Source organism: Cytobacillus sp. FSL W7-1323 (assembly GCF_038595015.1).
In the GTDB taxonomy this organism is placed as follows: Bacteria; Bacillota; Bacilli; order Bacillales; family Cytobacillaceae; genus Cytobacillus; species Cytobacillus kochii.
On the sequence record NZ_CP151998.1, the window covers coordinates 363,132 to 381,176 of the forward strand.

Annotated in this window: 18 protein-coding genes; 11 read left to right on the plus strand and 7 right to left on the minus strand. The window is 36.1% G+C overall.

Features of this window, described 5'->3' with window-relative positions:
- Positions 1-4 precede the first annotated feature (4 nt).
- The 3 genes from MKX67_RS01950 (at position 5) to MKX67_RS01960 (ending at position 2,359) form a co-directional block, all read left to right on the plus strand.
- The gene (locus tag MKX67_RS01950) at positions 5-943 is read left to right on the plus strand and encodes a glucosaminidase domain-containing protein (RefSeq protein ID WP_322910301.1); all 939 of its coding nucleotides are present in this window, start codon (positions 5-7) and stop codon (positions 941-943) included.
- Between the two features lie 19 nt (positions 944-962).
- Positions 963-1,646 (plus strand): HAD family hydrolase, encoded by a 684-nt coding sequence (locus tag MKX67_RS01955; protein WP_307315569.1) that lies wholly within the window; start codon positions 963-965, stop codon positions 1,644-1,646.
- A 197-nt stretch (positions 1,647-1,843) separates the two neighbouring features.
- Positions 1,844-2,359: a GNAT family protein gene (locus MKX67_RS01960; protein WP_322910334.1), complete on the plus strand. Its 516-nt coding sequence runs from the start codon at positions 1,844-1,846 to the stop codon at positions 2,357-2,359.
- Positions 2,360-2,625: 266 nt separating this feature from the next.
- Here MKX67_RS01960 and ade read toward each other — a convergent pair whose 3' ends face one another.
- Positions 2,626-4,362: an adenine deaminase gene (gene ade, locus MKX67_RS01965; RefSeq protein ID WP_342488801.1), complete on the minus strand. Its 1,737-nt coding sequence runs from the start codon at positions 4,360-4,362 to the stop codon at positions 2,626-2,628.
- Positions 4,363-4,653: 291 nt separating this feature from the next.
- Here ade and MKX67_RS01970 point away from each other — a divergent pair, with 291 nt between their 5' ends.
- Positions 4,654-5,223: a nucleotidyltransferase family protein gene (locus MKX67_RS01970; RefSeq protein WP_322910302.1), complete on the plus strand. Its 570-nt coding sequence runs from the start codon at positions 4,654-4,656 to the stop codon at positions 5,221-5,223.
- Positions 5,224-5,258: 35 nt separating this feature from the next.
- Here MKX67_RS01970 and MKX67_RS01975 read toward each other — a convergent pair whose 3' ends face one another.
- The 4 genes from MKX67_RS01975 to MKX67_RS01990 form a co-directional block, all read right to left on the minus strand.
- On the minus strand, positions 5,259-5,966 hold the full coding sequence (locus tag MKX67_RS01975) for an ABC transporter permease (RefSeq protein WP_307315563.1): 708 nt from the start codon (positions 5,964-5,966) through the stop codon (positions 5,259-5,261).
- The gene (locus MKX67_RS01980; RefSeq protein WP_095370900.1) at positions 5,963-6,811 is read right to left on the minus strand and encodes an ABC transporter ATP-binding protein; all 849 of its coding nucleotides are present in this window, start codon (positions 6,809-6,811) and stop codon (positions 5,963-5,965) included. Before MKX67_RS01980 ends, MKX67_RS01975 begins: the two co-directional genes overlap by 4 nt.
- A gap of 188 nt (positions 6,812-6,999) precedes the next feature.
- Positions 7,000-8,094: a LytTR family transcriptional regulator DNA-binding domain-containing protein gene (locus MKX67_RS01985; RefSeq protein WP_095370899.1), complete on the minus strand. Its 1,095-nt coding sequence runs from the start codon at positions 8,092-8,094 to the stop codon at positions 7,000-7,002.
- A 242-nt stretch (positions 8,095-8,336) separates the two neighbouring features.
- Entirely contained in the window at positions 8,337-9,899 is a 1,563-nt protein-coding gene (locus MKX67_RS01990; protein ID WP_322910303.1) for a Vga family ABC-F type ribosomal protection protein, read from the minus strand.
- Between the two features lie 498 nt (positions 9,900-10,397).
- On the opposite strand from MKX67_RS01990, the gene MKX67_RS01995 reads away from it, so the two are divergent.
- Positions 10,398-10,856 carry a chemotaxis protein CheX gene (locus MKX67_RS01995; RefSeq protein ID WP_095370897.1) on the plus strand — a complete coding sequence of 153 codons (459 nt, stop codon included), beginning with the start codon at positions 10,398-10,400 and terminating at the stop codon, positions 10,854-10,856.
- Here the strand turns inward: MKX67_RS01995 and MKX67_RS02000 are convergent, their stop codons facing one another.
- Together MKX67_RS02000 and MKX67_RS02005 are read right to left on the minus strand one after the other, a co-directional pair.
- Positions 10,857-11,204: a hypothetical protein gene (locus tag MKX67_RS02000; RefSeq protein ID WP_095370896.1), complete on the minus strand. Its 348-nt coding sequence runs from the start codon at positions 11,202-11,204 to the stop codon at positions 10,857-10,859.
- A 168-nt stretch (positions 11,205-11,372) separates the two neighbouring features.
- Positions 11,373-12,425 (minus strand): lactonase family protein, encoded by a 1,053-nt coding sequence (locus tag MKX67_RS02005; protein ID WP_095370895.1) that lies wholly within the window; start codon positions 12,423-12,425, stop codon positions 11,373-11,375.
- Positions 12,426-12,670: 245 nt separating this feature from the next.
- Between MKX67_RS02005 and MKX67_RS02010 the strand changes: the two genes are divergently transcribed.
- The 6 genes from MKX67_RS02010 to MKX67_RS02035 all read left to right on the plus strand — a co-directional run bounded on the left by MKX67_RS02010 (position 12,671) and on the right by MKX67_RS02035 (position 17,845).
- Entirely contained in the window at positions 12,671-13,183 is a 513-nt protein-coding gene (locus MKX67_RS02010; RefSeq protein WP_095370894.1) for a YbaK/EbsC family protein, read from the plus strand.
- A 307-nt stretch (positions 13,184-13,490) separates the two neighbouring features.
- Positions 13,491-14,654, plus strand: a complete 1,164-nt coding sequence (locus tag MKX67_RS02015) for a beta-ketoacyl synthase N-terminal-like domain-containing protein (protein WP_095370893.1) — start codon at positions 13,491-13,493, stop codon at positions 14,652-14,654.
- A gap of 1 nt (position 14,655) precedes the next feature.
- Positions 14,656-16,380, plus strand: coding sequence for an ATP-binding protein (locus MKX67_RS02020; RefSeq protein ID WP_095370892.1), 1,725 nt, complete (start codon positions 14,656-14,658; stop codon positions 16,378-16,380).
- A gap of 128 nt (positions 16,381-16,508) precedes the next feature.
- Positions 16,509-17,093 carry a TetR family transcriptional regulator gene (locus MKX67_RS02025; protein WP_307315544.1) on the plus strand — a complete coding sequence of 195 codons (585 nt, stop codon included), beginning with the start codon at positions 16,509-16,511 and terminating at the stop codon, positions 17,091-17,093.
- An 87-nt stretch (positions 17,094-17,180) separates the two neighbouring features.
- Positions 17,181-17,531: an SMR family transporter gene (locus MKX67_RS02030; protein WP_095370890.1), complete on the plus strand. Its 351-nt coding sequence runs from the start codon at positions 17,181-17,183 to the stop codon at positions 17,529-17,531.
- Positions 17,531-17,845 carry a multidrug efflux SMR transporter gene (locus MKX67_RS02035; protein ID WP_095373550.1) on the plus strand — a complete coding sequence of 105 codons (315 nt, stop codon included), beginning with the start codon at positions 17,531-17,533 and terminating at the stop codon, positions 17,843-17,845. The genes MKX67_RS02030 and MKX67_RS02035 overlap by 1 nt, the downstream gene beginning before the upstream one ends.
- Positions 17,846-18,045 lie beyond the last annotated feature (200 nt).

Genomic DNA, 18,045 nt, shown 5'->3' on the forward strand with positions numbered 1-18,045 from the left:
TATTTTGAACTTTATTGAAGCGATCGTTCCGTTAGCAAAGAAAATAGCTAAACAATATCACATACTGCCTTCACTAGTGATTGCACAAGCTATGCATGAATCTAATCATGGGAAGAGTAAATTGGCAATAGAAGGTAATAATTTGTTCGGTATAAAGGGTGAGTATAACGGACAGTCGGTAAAGATGTTGACTAAAGAATTTATAGATGGGCAAATGGTTACAACGGTAGCGGCATTTAGAAAGTACCCTTCATGGGAGGAGTCAATTGAGGACTTAGCAAAGCTTTATAAGAATGGTGTATCTTGGGATCGAAAAAAATACCTTGCTATTTTAGAAGAAAAAGATTACAAAAAAGCTGCTGAGCAGGTGCAGTTATCAGGTTATGCGACAGATCCTGATTATAGCAAAAAAATCATTCGTATCATTGAGACTTATCAATTACTACAATATGATACTAATCCTAAATATCATTTATCAAGGGACAAAAAAGGTTATGTAACGGTTGAAGATGCAAAGAAAGAGATACGAGAAAAGTCCCTGTACAAGGCAGGGAGTTATTATATTTTTAAAAAGGTAGGAGAAATATTTAATCTATCAAAAGTGGAAGGTATGCCAGGATCTTGGGTGAACCTAAATCAATTAGAGGAGGTAGAGTTTAGCTATACAGTCAAATCTGGCGATACGCTTTCAAAAATAGCAGCTGTGCACGATACAAGTGTCAGTAGCTTGCAAAAAATCAATCATATTCATAATCCTCACTTGATTACTGTCGGACAAATAATCAAGACAGGGGAAAAACATTACTATTACACCGTTCACCAAGGTGATACAGTCACAACTATCATAAAGAGATTTAAACTAACGGCGCAAAAGTTACAAGAATGGAACCATTTGAAAGATATCAATGTGATTACAGTTGGGCAAAAGTTACGAGTGAAATAATTGGAGGTGTAATCAAGTAATGGTAAGAGCAGTGATGTTTGATTTAGACGGAACCCTTCATAATCGAAAGGCAGCTATTTTGTCGTTTATTGAGAATCAGCAAGAGAGACTCTTTCCACATTTAGATAAGAAAATATATGCAGAAAGGTTCATTAATTTAGATCAAGGCGGCTATGTTTGGAAAGATAAAGTGTACCAACAGATGGTAGGAGAGTTTTCTTTAATAAACTTTTCTTGGCAAGAATTACTGCAGGATTATTTATCTCATTTTCCTTTACATGCCGAACTGTATCCTCAGGCAATCACATTGCTTAAAAGGTTGAAAAAGAAGGGCTTAAGGACGGCGATCATCTCGAACGGGTACAGTAAATTTCAGCGAGAAGTAATTAAGTCATTGCAGATAGAAGCATTGTTTGATGAAATTGTTATTTCAGAAGAGGTTGGTGTAAAGAAACCCCATCCTTATATCTTTGAACATACTCTTTCAAGACTTGGCGTATCTCCAGATGAGACAGTATATGTAGGTGACCATCTCAAAAATGATATAGTCGGTGCGGGTGGAGTGGGGATATATACAATATGGAAACAGCCTCGCCCTGCATTTACAACAAAAGGGGATGAGCATGTTTCTGATTTATCGGAAGTATTTGCAGCTATTATGAAAAAAGTAAATACTGAATTTTGTAAGGACCAAATCTTGTAGGATGGATGAGGTCTTTTTATTTTATTCATATTGGTATCGAATAACTTAAATTTAGAGATCCTTACATGCGTTTTTCTTGTGAAGAGAAGGAGAATAGCGAAAAAAATTGAATGAGAGTAGTATCAAAATTTATTTTAAAAGAGGGGTACCTAGTGATATATCATCATAACGAAAATAAAATCGAAACGAACCAATTAATGCTTCGCTTGTTTAATGAGGCCGATGTACCAGAAGTTGTTAAACTATGTAACAATTATAATCTTTATAAAAGTACTTTAAATCTTCCCTATCCTTATTTAACTGAACATGCTCTTATTTGGATGGAAAATCATCTTAGTGATTTCAATCATAATAAGCGGTTTGAGTTGGCAATAACTGATAAAATCACTGGCAAGTTATACGGTGCAATTGCGCTCTCGCATCATCAAACGTTCAATCATGGAGAGCTTGCTTATTGGATTGGTGAGAAATATTGGGGGAATGGCTATGCTACAGAGGCTGCTAAAGCGTTAATTGAATTTGCCTTTAGCGCAAAAAATTACAATAAAGTGTTTGCACGCTCATTCGATTCGAACCCAGCTTCAATGAGGGTAATTGAAAAGACCGGTATGAAGAAAGAAGGCCTGTTGAAAAAACATGTAAGAAAAGATGGAAAATATATAGACCTCGTATGTTATGGCATTCTTAAACCAGAAGCTGATGTTTTGGGTTAAATAGGGACATGTATTAGTTACGAGTTCATATGAGAGTGAAGTTGAAACAGCTAGGGACATAGGTGGGGAAGTACCTTGCTGTTGCTTTATTTAAAACTAATGGAGGACTCTCTAAGAGAGGGTAAGCTGTTTACTGTAATATACAAAAAAATTGTCAGTTTGGCATAGATAGAAAAATTGGATAAAACACAAGAAGGAGTTCTCAAGAGAGAAACATAATATAAAAAGTAACCCGAAACGAGTTCGGGTCATTCTCATTTATTAGGTTATTTCTCTACAGATACAGAGATATGGTTAAAGGTATTGACATCAAAGAGCCCAAGGTCTGTTAGTTTTAGTGATGGAATAACAGGTAGCGCAAGGAAGCTTAATGTTAAGAATGGATTAAATGTATGGTTAGCTCCGATTTTATCCAATGCCTGATTGATTTCCACTAGCCTCTTATTCACTTTCTCATATGGTTCATGTGACATGAGACCCGCGATTGGCAAGTTTAATTGAGCAAGCACCTTTCCTTTATCGACAACTACAAGTCCACCTTGCATGTCGCGGATTGCATTGGCAGCGACAGCCATATCTTTATCAGTTGTACCCGCAAGAATTAAATTATGAGAATCATGGGCTACCGTTGTTGCGATGGCGCCAGATTGTAGTCCGAGCCCTTTTAAGACACCGAGTCCAATGTTGCCAGTATGATGATGACGCTCCATGACAGCAATTTTCAAATGATCTTTCTCGATAGAAGCGATGAAACGATCGCGTTCGTCTTTCTGAACGGTTTCAATAACATGGTCGGTTACTATGCTGTTCGGTATCACTTCAATAATATGGGCTTTTTCTCCGACGATGTCTAAGTGAAACGATTGTTCATTAATGACAGGAAGATGGACGGTATTAGTGAGATGGGAAAATTCCTTTTGCTCTAATTCTTTAGGGAAATCAGTTAATTCTCCTTCACTAAAAACACATTGTCCATTTTTATAAACAGATTGAATCTCAATTTGCTCAAGATCGTCTAATAAAACGAAATCAGCTTTATATCCTGGAGCGATGGCACCTTGTTCCTTAAGCCCGAAGCACTCAGCTGTATTGAGAGACCCCATTTGAATCGCTGTAATCGGATCAATCCCCTTCTTAATCGCTTTCCGAATCATATAGTCGATACTACCTTCGCTAATAATATCATCAAGATGGCGGTCATCTGTAACAAATAGAAATCTACGTGCATTTTTCTCATTAACAATTGGTAGGATTCGACATAATTCTTTTGCTGCTGTACCTTCGCGAATCATGACGTACATCCCTTTTTGCAATCGTTCTTTTGCTTCTTTTGCAGTAGTTGCTTCATGATCAGTTCGGATACCAGCTGTCATATACACATCTAGTTGTTTTCCTTTTAGCCCCGCCGCATGGCCATCCACTTTTTTTCCTCTTTCATGCGCTTCGTGAATTTTACTCAATAAGTCGTGATCGCCTTTCATCACACCGGGATAATTCATGACTTCGGCTAAACCAATCACCATCTCATATTCATAAAAAGGAGATAAGTCGTTTGCTGTTAATGTAGCACCGGCATTTTCAAAAGGTGTGGCTGGCACACAAGATGGTAGCATGAAATAAGCATCAAATGGAATATCATCAGATGCGTGAAGCATAAACTCAATACCTCTTTCACCAACGACATTAGCAATCTCATGAGGATCACAAATGACAGCAGTTATCCCATGCTGCAGGAGGATTTTTGAAAACTCGACAGGGGTTACCATGGAGGATTCAATATGTACATGTCCATCAATAAAAGAAGGAGCTAAAAAACGGTTATGAGCGTCAACTGTTTCTATTCCTTTATAGTCACCAATTCCAACAATATATCCATCTGTGATGGCTACGTCTCCAGAAATAATTTCACTTGAAAACACATCAACAATTTGCGCATTTTTGATGACAAGGTCTGCAGGTGATTTACCTGAAGCTACTTCAATTCGTTTCTTCATCTTTTCCATTAAAGGTCCTCCTCCAAAAGTGGTTCCGTCAATTTCGATTTTTTGAACTTTATTGTACCATTAAGTAGTTGGTTCATTTATGACATTGTTATTGTTTCTTCCAATCATAAGTAAGAAGGCTTAAACTGTTTAGGTCATTATACTAGTGTTCTTAAACTAAGGAAAATAAAAGAGAATTTTGACTTCTCCCTAAAAATTATAATCAAGTGTGAAACCAAATAATGTAAATGTACTCTTATATAAGATATGATGTTAGTTGCTTTTTAATCAATAAAGGTGGTAGATACTACGATGATTAATTATGAAAAACAGTTAAAGGAAATGTTAGAACAAAATGAGGAAATCATTCATTTATTAAGTTGTTTATCGGATTTGGACTTACCCTTTGATTATTATGTAGCTGCGGGATGTGTGGCAAATACCGTGTGGAATCAATTATCTGGCAACGCAATCGACTATGGTATATCAGATATTGACCTTGTCTACTATGACAAGGGAAACCAATTGAGCGAAAGGGAGTTTCAGCAAATATTAAGTAGTATGCTCAAGTCGTTTCCATATCAATTAGATATAAAGAATCAAGCGAATGTCCATTTCTGGTATGAAGAAAAATTTGGTTTTGCGATTCCTGCTTATACAAGCATCAATGAGGCAATCGCGAGCTGGCCAACAACAGCTACTGCGGTAGGGGTGAAAATGGAGAAAAATGACAAGATGACTATGTATGCGCCTTATCATTTAGATGATCTGTTTAACATGAGGATAGTACCGAATAAAGTAATCGTCACGAAGGAGATATATGAGTATAAGGCAAGGAAATGGAAAGCGAAATGGCCCAATCTTGTTGTATATGATTGGTGAGGTCGGAGAGAGGGAACCTATCCGACCTCGATACCTTAATCAAATCTACGTTTCTTATATATTACGATGGTGAGTATGAATGAAACGGCTACCCACAAGAATAAAATGAACAAATTCATGAGGATTTCAGCTGCCCCCTTACCGTCACTTAAACCAAACCAAATCTGATTTAATTGTTCATTAGGCAACAACTCAATTATATTGATCAAGGTTGCATTTTCAACCATTGGTTTAAACATGGAGCTCATGCCGAATATAATTAATACAGGCATACCGATAATACTTGTCTCCATTACTGTCCGTGAAAGCAGTCCAAGAATCGTTCCTGTTGCAAGGTAAAAGACTAAGCCTAGTAAAGTGCTAAGAGAAAATAGTGGAAGGGATGGGACTGTGTATCCTGAGAAAATAATTGATCCGATAATAACAAGGATGGTCATCAGTCCAGACAATGCGCTTTTTCCAATCAATATTTCTAGTGTACTGGCAGGTGATAATAACAAGCCCCTCAAAGTATTTTTCTCTTTTTCTTCTGCAACCATCGCAGCTTGGATAAAAGCACCCGCAATAATTAGTGCGAGATTAATTGGATAAGTAGAAAGGACGTCTGTTGCTGCATTCATGCGACCTAACATCGCTGCAAAAACTAATGGGATGGCTAAAGTAAAAAGAATATATGAATTTCTCTGCAAATCTTTCCAATCTTTAATAAATATAGCGTTGACACGTTTTAATGAAAAGATCATGATAATTTCCTCCCCGTTAATTTTACAAATACATCTCCAAGTGTCGGCTCATCTGAATGAATGGTTACGATTTCTCCGTCTTTTATATAGTTATATATTTCTTTTGCACCTGCTTCGTCTTTTTGCACAACCACTTTACGATTGTTTCGCAATAATAGGGAGATGGATGAAGAACTTTGTTGTGTTTTAATATTCTCTGGTGTATCAATTAAGCTGATTTCACCATTATGTAAGAATGCCACTCGATCACAAATTGTCTCAGCTTCTTGCATATCATGAGTAGTTAAAAATATTGTTGTTCCTTCTTCGTTTAGCTTTTTAAGCCCTTGGTGGATATGCATCGTGTTTACAGGATCCAAGGCAGAAGTCGGCTCATCTAAAAAGAGTAAATCCGGTTTATGAAGCATGGCTCTAGCTAATGTCACTCGTTGCTTCATTCCTTTGGACAGTTTTTGCACGATTTTCTTACTTTCTTCTATTAAATTTACCGTTGTGAGCACTTCATTGATTCTTTTTTTATCTACTTCATATAAATCACAATATAATGCGAGATTATCGTATATACTAAGCCTTTCGTATAAGCCACTATTATCAGTTAATATACCAATTCTCTTCATATAAATGGGATCTTTTAGTTTCGCAATTGGTTCACCAAACACTTTCACTTCTCCGGCAGTTGCATGAAGTTGAGCGGTTAGGATTTTGATTGTTGTTGTTTTACCTGAACCACTCGGTCCTAAGAAACCAATTGTTTCCCCTTTTCTTACTTGAAAACTTACTTTCTTTAAAGCTAGTTGGTTTTGAAAAGACTTTTCAAGGTCTCTTACTTCAATGACATTTTCCATTTAATTGGCCCCTTTTCACGTTTTGCATTTCTTGTCTTCAATATTAACTGTGAAATGGGATGAATACAGTAATATCAAGGTGAAAAGCGTCTATATTTAGATGAATGGAAGCAATTAAGCGGTGAATGGAGCAAGGAAAGTAGGTGAAAATAGGGTGTCATTCGTTGTTAAAGTCAAGATGAAACAACTTATATGCCCATAATCTCTTTCAACTCATTTAATTTTCCTTTTGATAATGGGATTGAACTCTTTTTCGCATCATCGAGAATAAGGCTATAACTATTTCTTGTCCAAGTAATGACTTCTCTCACCTTCTGCAAATTAACAATATATGAACGATGACAGCGAAAGAATCCAAATGGATGCAGTCTCTCAAATAATGTATTTAGCGTAAGAGCACAAGGGAAACTTTCACCATTTACATGTAAATGAGAAATGCCATCATTACTCTCAACATATACAATTTCAGTCGGATCAAAAAGGATGATTTTGTCCTCCACTTTTGCAGGGATTTTTTCAAGACGCAATGGATTGTTCATGTTCTGAATCTTTTCTGAAGAAGCTGGACCGATTTCTTCGCTAGGCAACATATCTTGTTGCGGCTGTGCTTCTTCATCTTCGATATCCTGGTGACTACTCTCTTCATCCATGATCTCGATTTTTTTTAGACCGTGCTCATTTAAACGATACACTGTATCCGTCATTGATAGTGCACTTTCGTAATTATTAGTAATGATAAGGGCGACTCTTCCTTGTTGTTTATGGTCTTCTAATACTTTCTGTAGTGTAATTTTACTTTCGATATCGATGTTTTGGTCGGGTTCTTCTAATATAAGCAAATCTGGTTGATGGAGGATTGCCCTTCCTAAGTGTAGCCTTTTCTTTTCAGAAAACGTAAGTCTGCTAATCTTTGTATTTACTTTGTCTATTAAATTTATTTTTTGTATTAAAGCTTCTATTTCTATATTGACTTCATGCAGGTTCTTATAAAAAGTTAAAAATTCTCTGGGAGTTAACCGGTCGTAGAGAGCGTCGTCTAGTAGAGATAGCCCAATTCTATTAGATAGACTTTTAAAATGCTTATTTAACTCTGTATCTTCAAATAATACATTTCCATTTGAAATACTGTTCTTTCCAATCATCATCATGATGAGATGTTTGCCAACTTCGTTATTGCATTGGAGTGCAACAATTTCATTTCTATATAAAGTTAAATCGAATTTAGGGAAGATAATTGTATTTCCGATTGTTTTTTCAAGTTGATTCATCTGCAATAGCTTCATGTCGACACCTCAGGGTAGATTAATATGGTTTACATTGACTATAAGATTTTCGTTTAAACAAAGGATAAATGATTGAAGAGGAAGAGGACGAATGTCGTAATTCTATGTAGTTAAATATACCTTAATTGGATTTTACAGGATTTTAAAGCTGATTAAAAGTGGAAATAATTAAAATGTTGAGGCTTTATATGAAGAAAAAAGAGGGACCCGAATGTCATACAAGTAGGGTCCCTTTGTAGAACTTATTGCCATTTCTTTTTCTGTTGTAGTAGTTTCTGGAATTCCTTTTCCAGCTCCTCTGTTGGCTCGATACTCAATCGTGAAAGGACTTCTGTTATTTTTGTTTCGATGAGTAAACGTTCTTCCTCATGATCATTCCTCTTCACCTCGGGCTCATAGGATTCGTAAGCTTCGTGATTGCCTCTGAATACTTCAATCTGTTTATTTTTAATAATCAATAACCTGTTTGCTACCTTATTAGTAAGACGGCGATCATGAGAGACGAAGAGAATAGTTCCCTTATATTGCATTAATAGTTCTTCTAATGCTTCTACAGCTTCAATATCGAGAAAATTTGTCGGCTCATCTAGCACTAATGTATTCACTTCACTCACAAGTATTTTGGCTAATGCGACTTTCACTCGTTCTCCGCCGCTAAGAAGTGAGACTTTTTTATATACATCTTCTCGAAAAAAGCGTAGTCTGGCTAGTATTGTACGAATAATCGTTTCTTCCTGAATAGAGGTTTCTTTAACATTTTCAATAATCGTTTTATCCTTGTGTAGAATATCTAAATTTTGACTAAAATAGCCAATTTTTAAAGATGGAGAGACAGTCAATTCTTGCCTCTGTAAAATTTTTTTAATCAAGGTTGTCTTTCCAGAGCCATTGGGACCAATAATCGCCCATTTTTCTCCTCCGCGAATTTGAAAGGAGGCGGGTTCAAAAAGCAGGTGATCAGCTATTTTTCCTTTAAGGTTTTCCGCTCTAATAATAATTCGGTTCTTCGTATTTTTTTCATTAGGTAAGGTCATTTGTAAGGACGGGAGGTCCTTAATTTTTTCAACCTTTTCAAGCTTTTCCAATCTTGTTTCAATTGATTTAGCCGTTTGTTGCAGCTTTTTTTGTTTTTTAGCAAAGTAAGGCTTTGATCCTGTGATCCGTGCTTCAGAAGAACTTAGATTTTTTGGCTTTTTAGTTGCTCTCTCTGCCTTCTTAGCCTTCAAGGTGAGGGCATTTTCTAATTGTGCTTTTTTCTGTTCATACTGTTCGTAAGCTTGCTGCTTCTCTGCTAATGCTAATTCTTTCTGCTGTTTATATTGCGAGTAATTACCAGAATATATCTTTACTTTCTCCTCATCAATTTCCCAAATTTTTGTACACACACGGTCAAGAAAAGTTCTGTCATGCGAGACAAGAATGAGGGCACCTTGCCAATGCTTAAGAATCTTTTCTAACCATTCAATATGGGAGGTGTCCAGATGGGTCGTTGGTTCATCTGCAAGTAATATTTCCGGGTTTTTAGCTAGTGCTTCTTTAATATATTGTTGCGTTGTTTCTCCACCACTTTTGTATTGATCATCATGTTTTAATTGTGGTAATAACTCCATTGTGCCATTGCGGATGATTTGTCCCTCTTCGGCAGTTATTTTTCCTACAAGTGTATCTAAAATTGTCGTCTTTCCTGTCCCGTTCCGGCCAACTAAACCAATACGATCGTTTTGTTGTACAGTTATTCTTTCTGCAGTAGCTAATAGTCGGTCACCTATAGTAATTTTCAAATCAGTGGCTTCTAATAATAGCATATTAATCATCTCCTCTCGTTTTGGGAGACAAATTCTCGAAAAAAATGCCTCCTATTTCTTCAGAATAGGAGGCATAAAGGTACACTAAAAAAGTTGGGAGAATTCCAACGGGTAACCTTATGAAGTGCAATCCTATTCTGAAAACATTGTTTGAAAGCATAGCAAAATAAAGCGTTCCTTTACTCATTACCTTCAATTGTTTGTTTTCGATAAATAGGATTCTTACTTCATTGACTTAGAGTCACCCTTTCGCATTTAATAATATTATCATACTTAAATGGATAGAAATTGTCAAAGTTATGTGTTTTAATGTTTGTTGAAAAGGGAATAAGAGAAGTTAGCGCTCTATAAAACCATTCGTGTCTGAATTTTAAAATAGTTATTTTTGCTCATTTATTTTCAGTTTTATCATGTATTTTTTTAATGAAAAATATAGCAAAAGAACCAGGTATAATATACTATGATACTATCAACTATTTTGATGTGGGGTGACCGGCAATGGAAAAGGTCTTACAGGATAAAGAAAAAATGAACCTTTTATTAAAAGGTGTCCAAACTTCAATTGGACAGCTAATTCCCATGAATCATGAATTAGTGGGTAGGACTGAGCTAGAAGGTTCATTCCTTGTTCGATATGGGGTATTCATCGGTTTCTCAGGGGACATAGCTGGTAAATTGTTCATTGGTGGTGATCGTTCACTTTTTTCATTGCTGGGGAAATCTATGTTCGGGATGGACTTAGAAGGTGAAATGTTAACATCTTTTAGTGGGGAACTAGGGAATATGATTGCTGGTGGTTCAGTATCAGCCATCGAAGGGAAGGGAATGGAAGTAGATATTACCTCCCCGACAATATTGGATGGTCATAGTTTTATATCAGGGTATACAAAAGGGTATATTCTTACTTATAATTTGCCAGATAATATAGAACTTCTTGTCCATGTTTTGATTGACTAACTATTGTTGATACGATAAGTATTCATATTCATCCAATGGAATAGCTTTAATGACTTCCTGCTCGTCATTTCTATAAACCTCGAATTGTTGATATTTTTCAACAATGACATCATCTTTGTAAACTGTGTCCACTAGTTGAAGCTCTAAAGTAGGAGCTAAACCTTCAAGGTCAGTTTCATCAACGGTTTGACTTACTTCTTCGCTGTCATTATTCTCATTAATTACTGGAAAATAGGGATATTTACTTTCTCTTTCGTTCTCATGGTGGAGGATTGAATTAGGGGATTCAGCTAATGAAACAAAGCAAATAATGATGGCTACTCCAACTAGATAAACAACTTTATTCATCATTTCTCCTCCTTAAATAGTCTCCTATTTTAGTTTATGCATGTCCTATTAGTGATAGAACGTTAATAAAGTCATCGCCTATCAATAGAGGGGATACAAAAAAGGGCTATTCATTAGCAGAACACCCCTTTTTTATTATTAGTTATGAAATTAAATTTATTTTTGTACTTATAGTTGTTGAGGTAAAAACTTCACACAAACTGGTTCAGGTACAGGAACATTTTGTTGCAATAGTTGAAGTAACCCTGATTCAGCCTCTCGTTTAAATAAAGTTAAATTATTTGACCGTTCATTGGCTGCGATTAAGTATTCTTCAGTTGGATCTAATACAAAGTCACGTGGCCAATCTCCATATGTCGATGTATGAGCAACAAAGGTTATATGCAATCGATCTTCGGCGACTGCAAATATCGCAATTGAATTATGACCTCTATTGCCAGCGTATAAAAATTTGCCGTCTTGAGAAAGATGGATGGCGCTACCTTGATTGTTTTCTAAAAAATCCTCAGGTATCGTCTTATAATAAGAAATTTCCTTCAATTCTCCTTTCTCAGTGTCATATTGAAGTGCAATAATTTCTGAGCTTAGTTCAGTCATGCAGTAGGCCCATTTCCCATTGGGGTGAAAGGTGATATGTCTTGGTCCAGAGCCTGGCTGTGTTGCCAAAGTAAAATGTTTGGTGAGTTTATCCCCATCCCTACGAAATAGAATGATTTCATCTGCCCCTAAATCGACAGCAACAACATACTTCTCATCCGGTGTGAGTCCAGCGAAATGGGTATGTGGTTTTTCTTGGCGCTCATGTGGTCCCGAACCATGAATCTCTTTTGAAGTTAGCAGGTTTTTAATCTCGCCATTTTGTAGTAGTGAATAATAGTCAACCGTTCCTTTATGGTAATTCGCACTTAATAAGTATTGACTCTTTGGATCTAGACTTACATGACAAGGCGAGGCACCTGGAGAAAGGTGTTTGTTTAATAAAGTGAGCCCACTATGTCTGCTGTCTAACTCATAAGCGGCGACACCGCCTAAATCTCCTTCTTTCATCACAGCGTATAGATGTGATTGATTCGAGCTGATCGTTAAATAAGTTGGGTTTTCAAGTTTAGCAGCAAGTTCTATATTTTTAATTTGATCATCCTCTAAATGAAATGAGTAAATTCCTTGGCTATCCTTTTTTGTATAGGTACCAACATAGCCTGTGTAAGTAGTTGATGTCATAAGTATTCCTCCAACATTTTATGTATAGCTTTACTGTATCATATTTAAAGAGGAGAATGAAAAATAGAAAGAATCGGGATAAATCTATGGTAAGCGGAGAGGAGAAGGATGGTTACAAATTTTATTTAAAGTAATTTGATTTAAAGATTTGTATGTTTTTTGAATTTTTAACAAATACATTTGCTTTTACTTATTAAAGAATGATATCCTTTTACATTATATTGACAGGAGGCCGCGAAAGAATTATGTCACTTGAAAGTGTTAAAGCTCACTTGGGGAAATATGGTCGAGATAAAGATATATTGGAGTTTGATACGACAAGTGCAACTGTTGATCAAGCTGCCGAAGCAATTGGTGTTATTCCAGCTAAAATTGCCAAAACACTCTCTTTTCGAGGTGAGGGAGAAAAAGCACTACTAGTTGTTGCTGCAGGTGATGCCAGAATAGATAATAAAAAATTTCGTCATACATTTGGAATGAAAGCGAGAATGCTCTCTGCTGAAGAAGTGCTTGATCATACAGGGCATGTGGTTGGTGGTGTCTGTCCATTTGGTTTATCAAAAGAAATGAATATTTTTCTTGATACTTCCCTACAGCGTTTTGAAATGGTATATCCAGCATGTGGTAGCAAAAACTCAGCAATTGAACTAACTTGTGAGGAATTATATCAATATGCAGGGGCAAAACAATGGGTGGATGTAACTAAAGATTGGAATGGCGAGGCTAGGGAACAAACTGCGGCTACAACGGAAAATTGATTGTATTTGATGTAATGAAAGAAGGAGAGGTACTTGCCTAACAAAGGTTGGTACCTTTTTATGTGGAGAAGAATTTGAAATACGTGGTGCTTCCTCACTTGGGAATCTTAATAACACACACTAATATTAAGAGGAGATAGCTTAATTCTTTTTTTATTAGAGAAAAAGACCTGAATCTGCGTGGTGTTCTTATGTTACTATAGTACTATTCATGTTGTGTGAAAGGGTTTAGTCATGAATGAAACGTATCTTATTTTCTAGATTAATAGTAAGATAAAGGTGTATATATGCAAAAGGGGTTGCATTTATGGGAGTTGTCGTCACTGGAATGGGATTGATTGGCCCTAACATTACATCAATCAAAGATTTTTCAAATATATTAAAAGATAAAAAGACAACATTAAATAGAGAAGAATTTAACGGTGAGCACATTTTTACTGGAAGAGTAAATGAGAATGATATTAGCCACTCTTATTTAAAGGCGAGTAAATTACCGAAGTCAGCGCAAATGCTCCTTCATGCAACAGATCGGGCAATAGAAATGGCACAGATTCAACCGAGAGATTATGCAACTGCTATCATTGTTGGCTCTTCTGGTGGTGTAATAACGGAGGTTTTTAACCATTCAACTAAGTTAAACAAAGGAAAAAGGATGAGTCCCTATGCCATAGGGAATATGAATGGGCATACTTTGGCGAATTGTTTAAGTACTTCATTGCAAATTGAAGGACCAGCCTTTTCTTTAGCAAATAGTTGTACTTCAAGTTTAGACGCCATTCATATGGCTAAAATTCTTCTGCAAGCAAACGAGGTAGATGTGTGTATTGTCGGTGGGGTAGACTCTACCATTAATGATTTGGTATTGGCGGGATTTCTGCCACTGAGAATCTTGCAAACGGGAGAGACATTCATGGGTCCCTTTTCAACAGGTGAGGGTTTTGCTATGTCTGAAGGTGCAGGCGTATTAGTATTGGAATCAGAGCAAGGAGCGGTTAAACGAAAAAAAGAGATAATAGGGTATTTAGCGGAATCTAGCATGTTCCAATCCGCTTATTCATCTTACATTGCTGATCCAGGAGGTCGGGCAATGGTTAAGGCTGTTGAAAGAACAATTAAGAAAGGGATGCCGACTTATATTAATAGTCAGGCTTTAGGTTCCGAAGCAAACGATGATATTGAGGCAATGGTTTATGGAGAGTTTTTTCTAGATAAGGGTGTGCCCATTACTTCTATTAAAGGGAATGTTGGTCACGCGATGGGAGCATCGGGCATGTTTCAAGTAATGGCCGGTTTAATTAGTATACAGGAACAGTTCATTCCGCCAACCATCAGAGTAGATGTCGGTAAGTATGAGCAGCTTCTGGTTGTTGACGAAGTGATTCATAGCCCAGTGGAACAAGTACTTGTTACTTCACAAGGCTATGGTGGGAACAATAATGCTGCCCTTTTCTCTAAGGAAAGGATGACATAAGATGGAGTTTGTTTTATTATTAACTGTTTCTTTCATCCCCTTGTTTATCTCTGTATCCATATTATTCTATTCTAAAACCTCCTTAACAAAAGCTTTGTCCATTTTCCTCTTAATGTTGTCATTTTGGCAAATGGATATTGCCTTTCTTTATGCTGACCAGATGCTTTCTTTACAAGCGATTGATTTGTTGTTCCGCATTTTACGGATGGGTCCGATTTTTATAATGCCAACGATGTATTATTTCTCATACTATTTAGTAAAAGAAAATCCTTTTTTACATCGCTTTGGGATATTGTTTAATAAACCGGGAATGTGGTTATTTACGATCATTAGTATCATAACGTATTTGATAAACTTTACTTCACTTGGAGTCGAGTCTTACAGATTTGTTGAAGCGGTAAACGTTTCACCTTCTCATTGGATTCCTATCTATGGTCCATTGAATTTTACGTTTATCATTAATGTTTTACTTGTTTTTATTAATTGGTTTTTCTTGTTTATCGTCACCTTACAGTTAAAAGGTGTTTATTATCGAAGCTTTTACTTACAATTAGTAATAGCAGCAATGATTATTTTTATTAATGGTGTTATAAGTGGTTTTTCTTTTGCGCCGCTTTATTTTTCTAGTTTTAACTCTATCATTGCAGCCTTAATCTTATTTCTAGGTTTTTTTCAAATGCAATCGCAAAGAATTCGCAATATCAATATTGAGTTAATTAAACAGAGTGAACTATTAGAAGAAATTATGGATATTAATCCTAATTATCTGCTTGTTACAGGTAGTGATCAGCGAATTGTGAAGGTGAATCGCTCCTTTTGTCAATTATTTGATGAGAAAGAACGTACTTTATTAGGTAAAAAAACATCTACACTTATTCACTTTTTGCCAATGGTTGCATACGGGTTTGAACAACCTTACCGCTATACAGATTATAAAGGAAAAAATTATTATATTCAGTGGGGCATGAAGCAACTATATCAAAATTCCGGTCAATCGTTCACCATCTATTTTGGTAATGATGTAACAGAGCAGAAAAAGAATGAGCAATTGCTTCTTTCATCAGAGAAAATGAAAGTAATTGGTGAAATGGCTGCGAGTGTAGCGCATGAAATAAGAAATCCATTAACGACGATTCGTGGTTTCATACAATTGTTAAGAGAAAGAAACCCTGACTCGGCTTACGAGAGAATTCTTATTGAAGAAATTGATCGGATTAATCAAGTATTAAAAGAATTATTAATTCTCGGGAAGCCTGAGGCTAAATCTGATGAACTGCCTTCTGTTGAGCCATTTGATGCAGTTGATGAAGTGAATAATATTAACCTCCTCTTCAATGCTATGGCGACAGAACAAGGGAAGAAGATTCAACTTACTAACAAATTAAAGCAAAAACATTATATAAATATGGATAAGTCCCATTTCAAGCAAGTTATGATTAATATTATTAAAAACAGTTTGGAAGCCATTCATGAAGGTGGGAAGGTTAAAATTGTTTTAGATGAGCATGAAGAGTATATCCGTATCCGCGTCATGGATAATGGAGAGGGAATTTCTAAAGAAAGATTAGCTAGGATTGGCGAACCGTATTTCACAAGTAAAGAAAAAGGAAATGGCATTGGCTTAACGATTTGTTTTAAATTAATGAACGAAAATAAAGGGAAAATGTTTGTGAAAAGTAAAGAAAGATATGGAACAGTTGTAACAATGCTATATAAAGCACATTAAAAACTCCGAGGGCAATTGGAGGTGGTTAAATATCCTTTGTCTTCGGGTAGAAGTTGTGTTGACATTGACATTTTCTTAAATCCATTTTAAAATGAATGATATTCATTCATGTTTAAGGAGTTTGATAAATGGACAAAAAAGAGCGTATTGTGCATGCCGCAATTGAAGTTTTTCAAGAAAAGGGCATTGAAAAAACAAAAATTGCCGATATCGTGAAACTAGCAGGTATTGCTCAAGGGACTTATTATTTGTATTTCCCATCGAAACTTTCTGTTATGCCGGCTATTGCAGAAGTGATGGTAGAAAAATTAATTGCCAGAGTACATCATGAAGTAAATAGTGAAGCGATATTTGTTGATCGATTAAAGCAACTGGTCGACAGTATCTTTTTATATACGAGTGAGTATCGAGAAGTGCTTGCCTTAGTATATGCTGGTCTTGCTTCTAGCGAACATATTCGTCAATGGGAAACTGTTTACCAACCATTTTACGAATGGATTAGTCATTTTTTGCAGGCGGCTAAAGAAGAAGGAGTCGTACGTTCCAACCTTAATATAGAAAGTACAGCAAAGATTTTGATTGGATTAGTGGAATCGACAGCGGAGCAAATTTACTTGTATGATCACACAGATGAAGACAAAGCAAAGCAACAAAAAGAAGAAGTGCTAACCTTTCTAAAATACGGTTTAGGTTATCAATCTTCTGCTATTTAGCTTATGATTTTTGTAGGTTAAATAAATCTCACCAGTGGTGGGTTTTTGATAAAAATGACTGAAATTCAGTCATTTGGAGGGAAAAAGATGAATCGATCTTGGTTTTATGTTATATTAACGTGTTTATTTGAACTTGTTTGGGTTTTTGGCTTTAATACAGCGTATCTTTGGTGGCATTGGCTACTTGTAGTTGCAGTGATTTTATTAGATTTTCACTGTTTATCCAAAGCATGTGAGAATCTACCAACTGGCACCGTTTATGCTATCTTCGCCGGAGTAGGTACTGTAGGGACGTCTTTAATGGATGTCTTTCTCTTCAATGGAGAAATGGGGTTAGCGAAAGTAGTATTTATTATATTCATTTTAGTCGGTGTTATCGGTTTGAAGCTAGCTGATAATCAAATAGAAGAACATAGTAGGGAGGATCAAGTAGCATGATGGGCTGGATTCTTGTGATTTTAGCAGCAATAAGTGAAATTACTGGTGTTATTGGGTTAAAAAAATATAGTGAACAAAAAAACATTCAGAATGGTGTCATTTATATGGGTGGTTTTGGGATATCCTTTGCGCTCCTGTATGCCTCCTTTCAATATTTACAAGTGAGTATTGCTTATACGGTATGGATTGGTATTGGTACAGCAGGGGCTGTTTTACTTAGTATGTTCCTTTTCGGAGAGCCAAAAAGTAAAAAACGTATCATCAGCGTGTTGTTTATCATTGTCGGCGTAATTGGTTTGAAGGCGACTTCATAATATCCTTTGCAAGGAGGAGGAAGCACCATTCTGAAGTGAAAAAATGAATAATTTGGGTGCGCAAATAAAAATGCGCACCAAAGTTAATAAAAGGGAGTGATTGCCTTTTTCTGTGCTGGGAAAACTCTGTAATCAACGTTTCCCCCTTTTTACATTGTGATATTCATTTCGTACTTACTCCATTTTTTCTCTATTATACT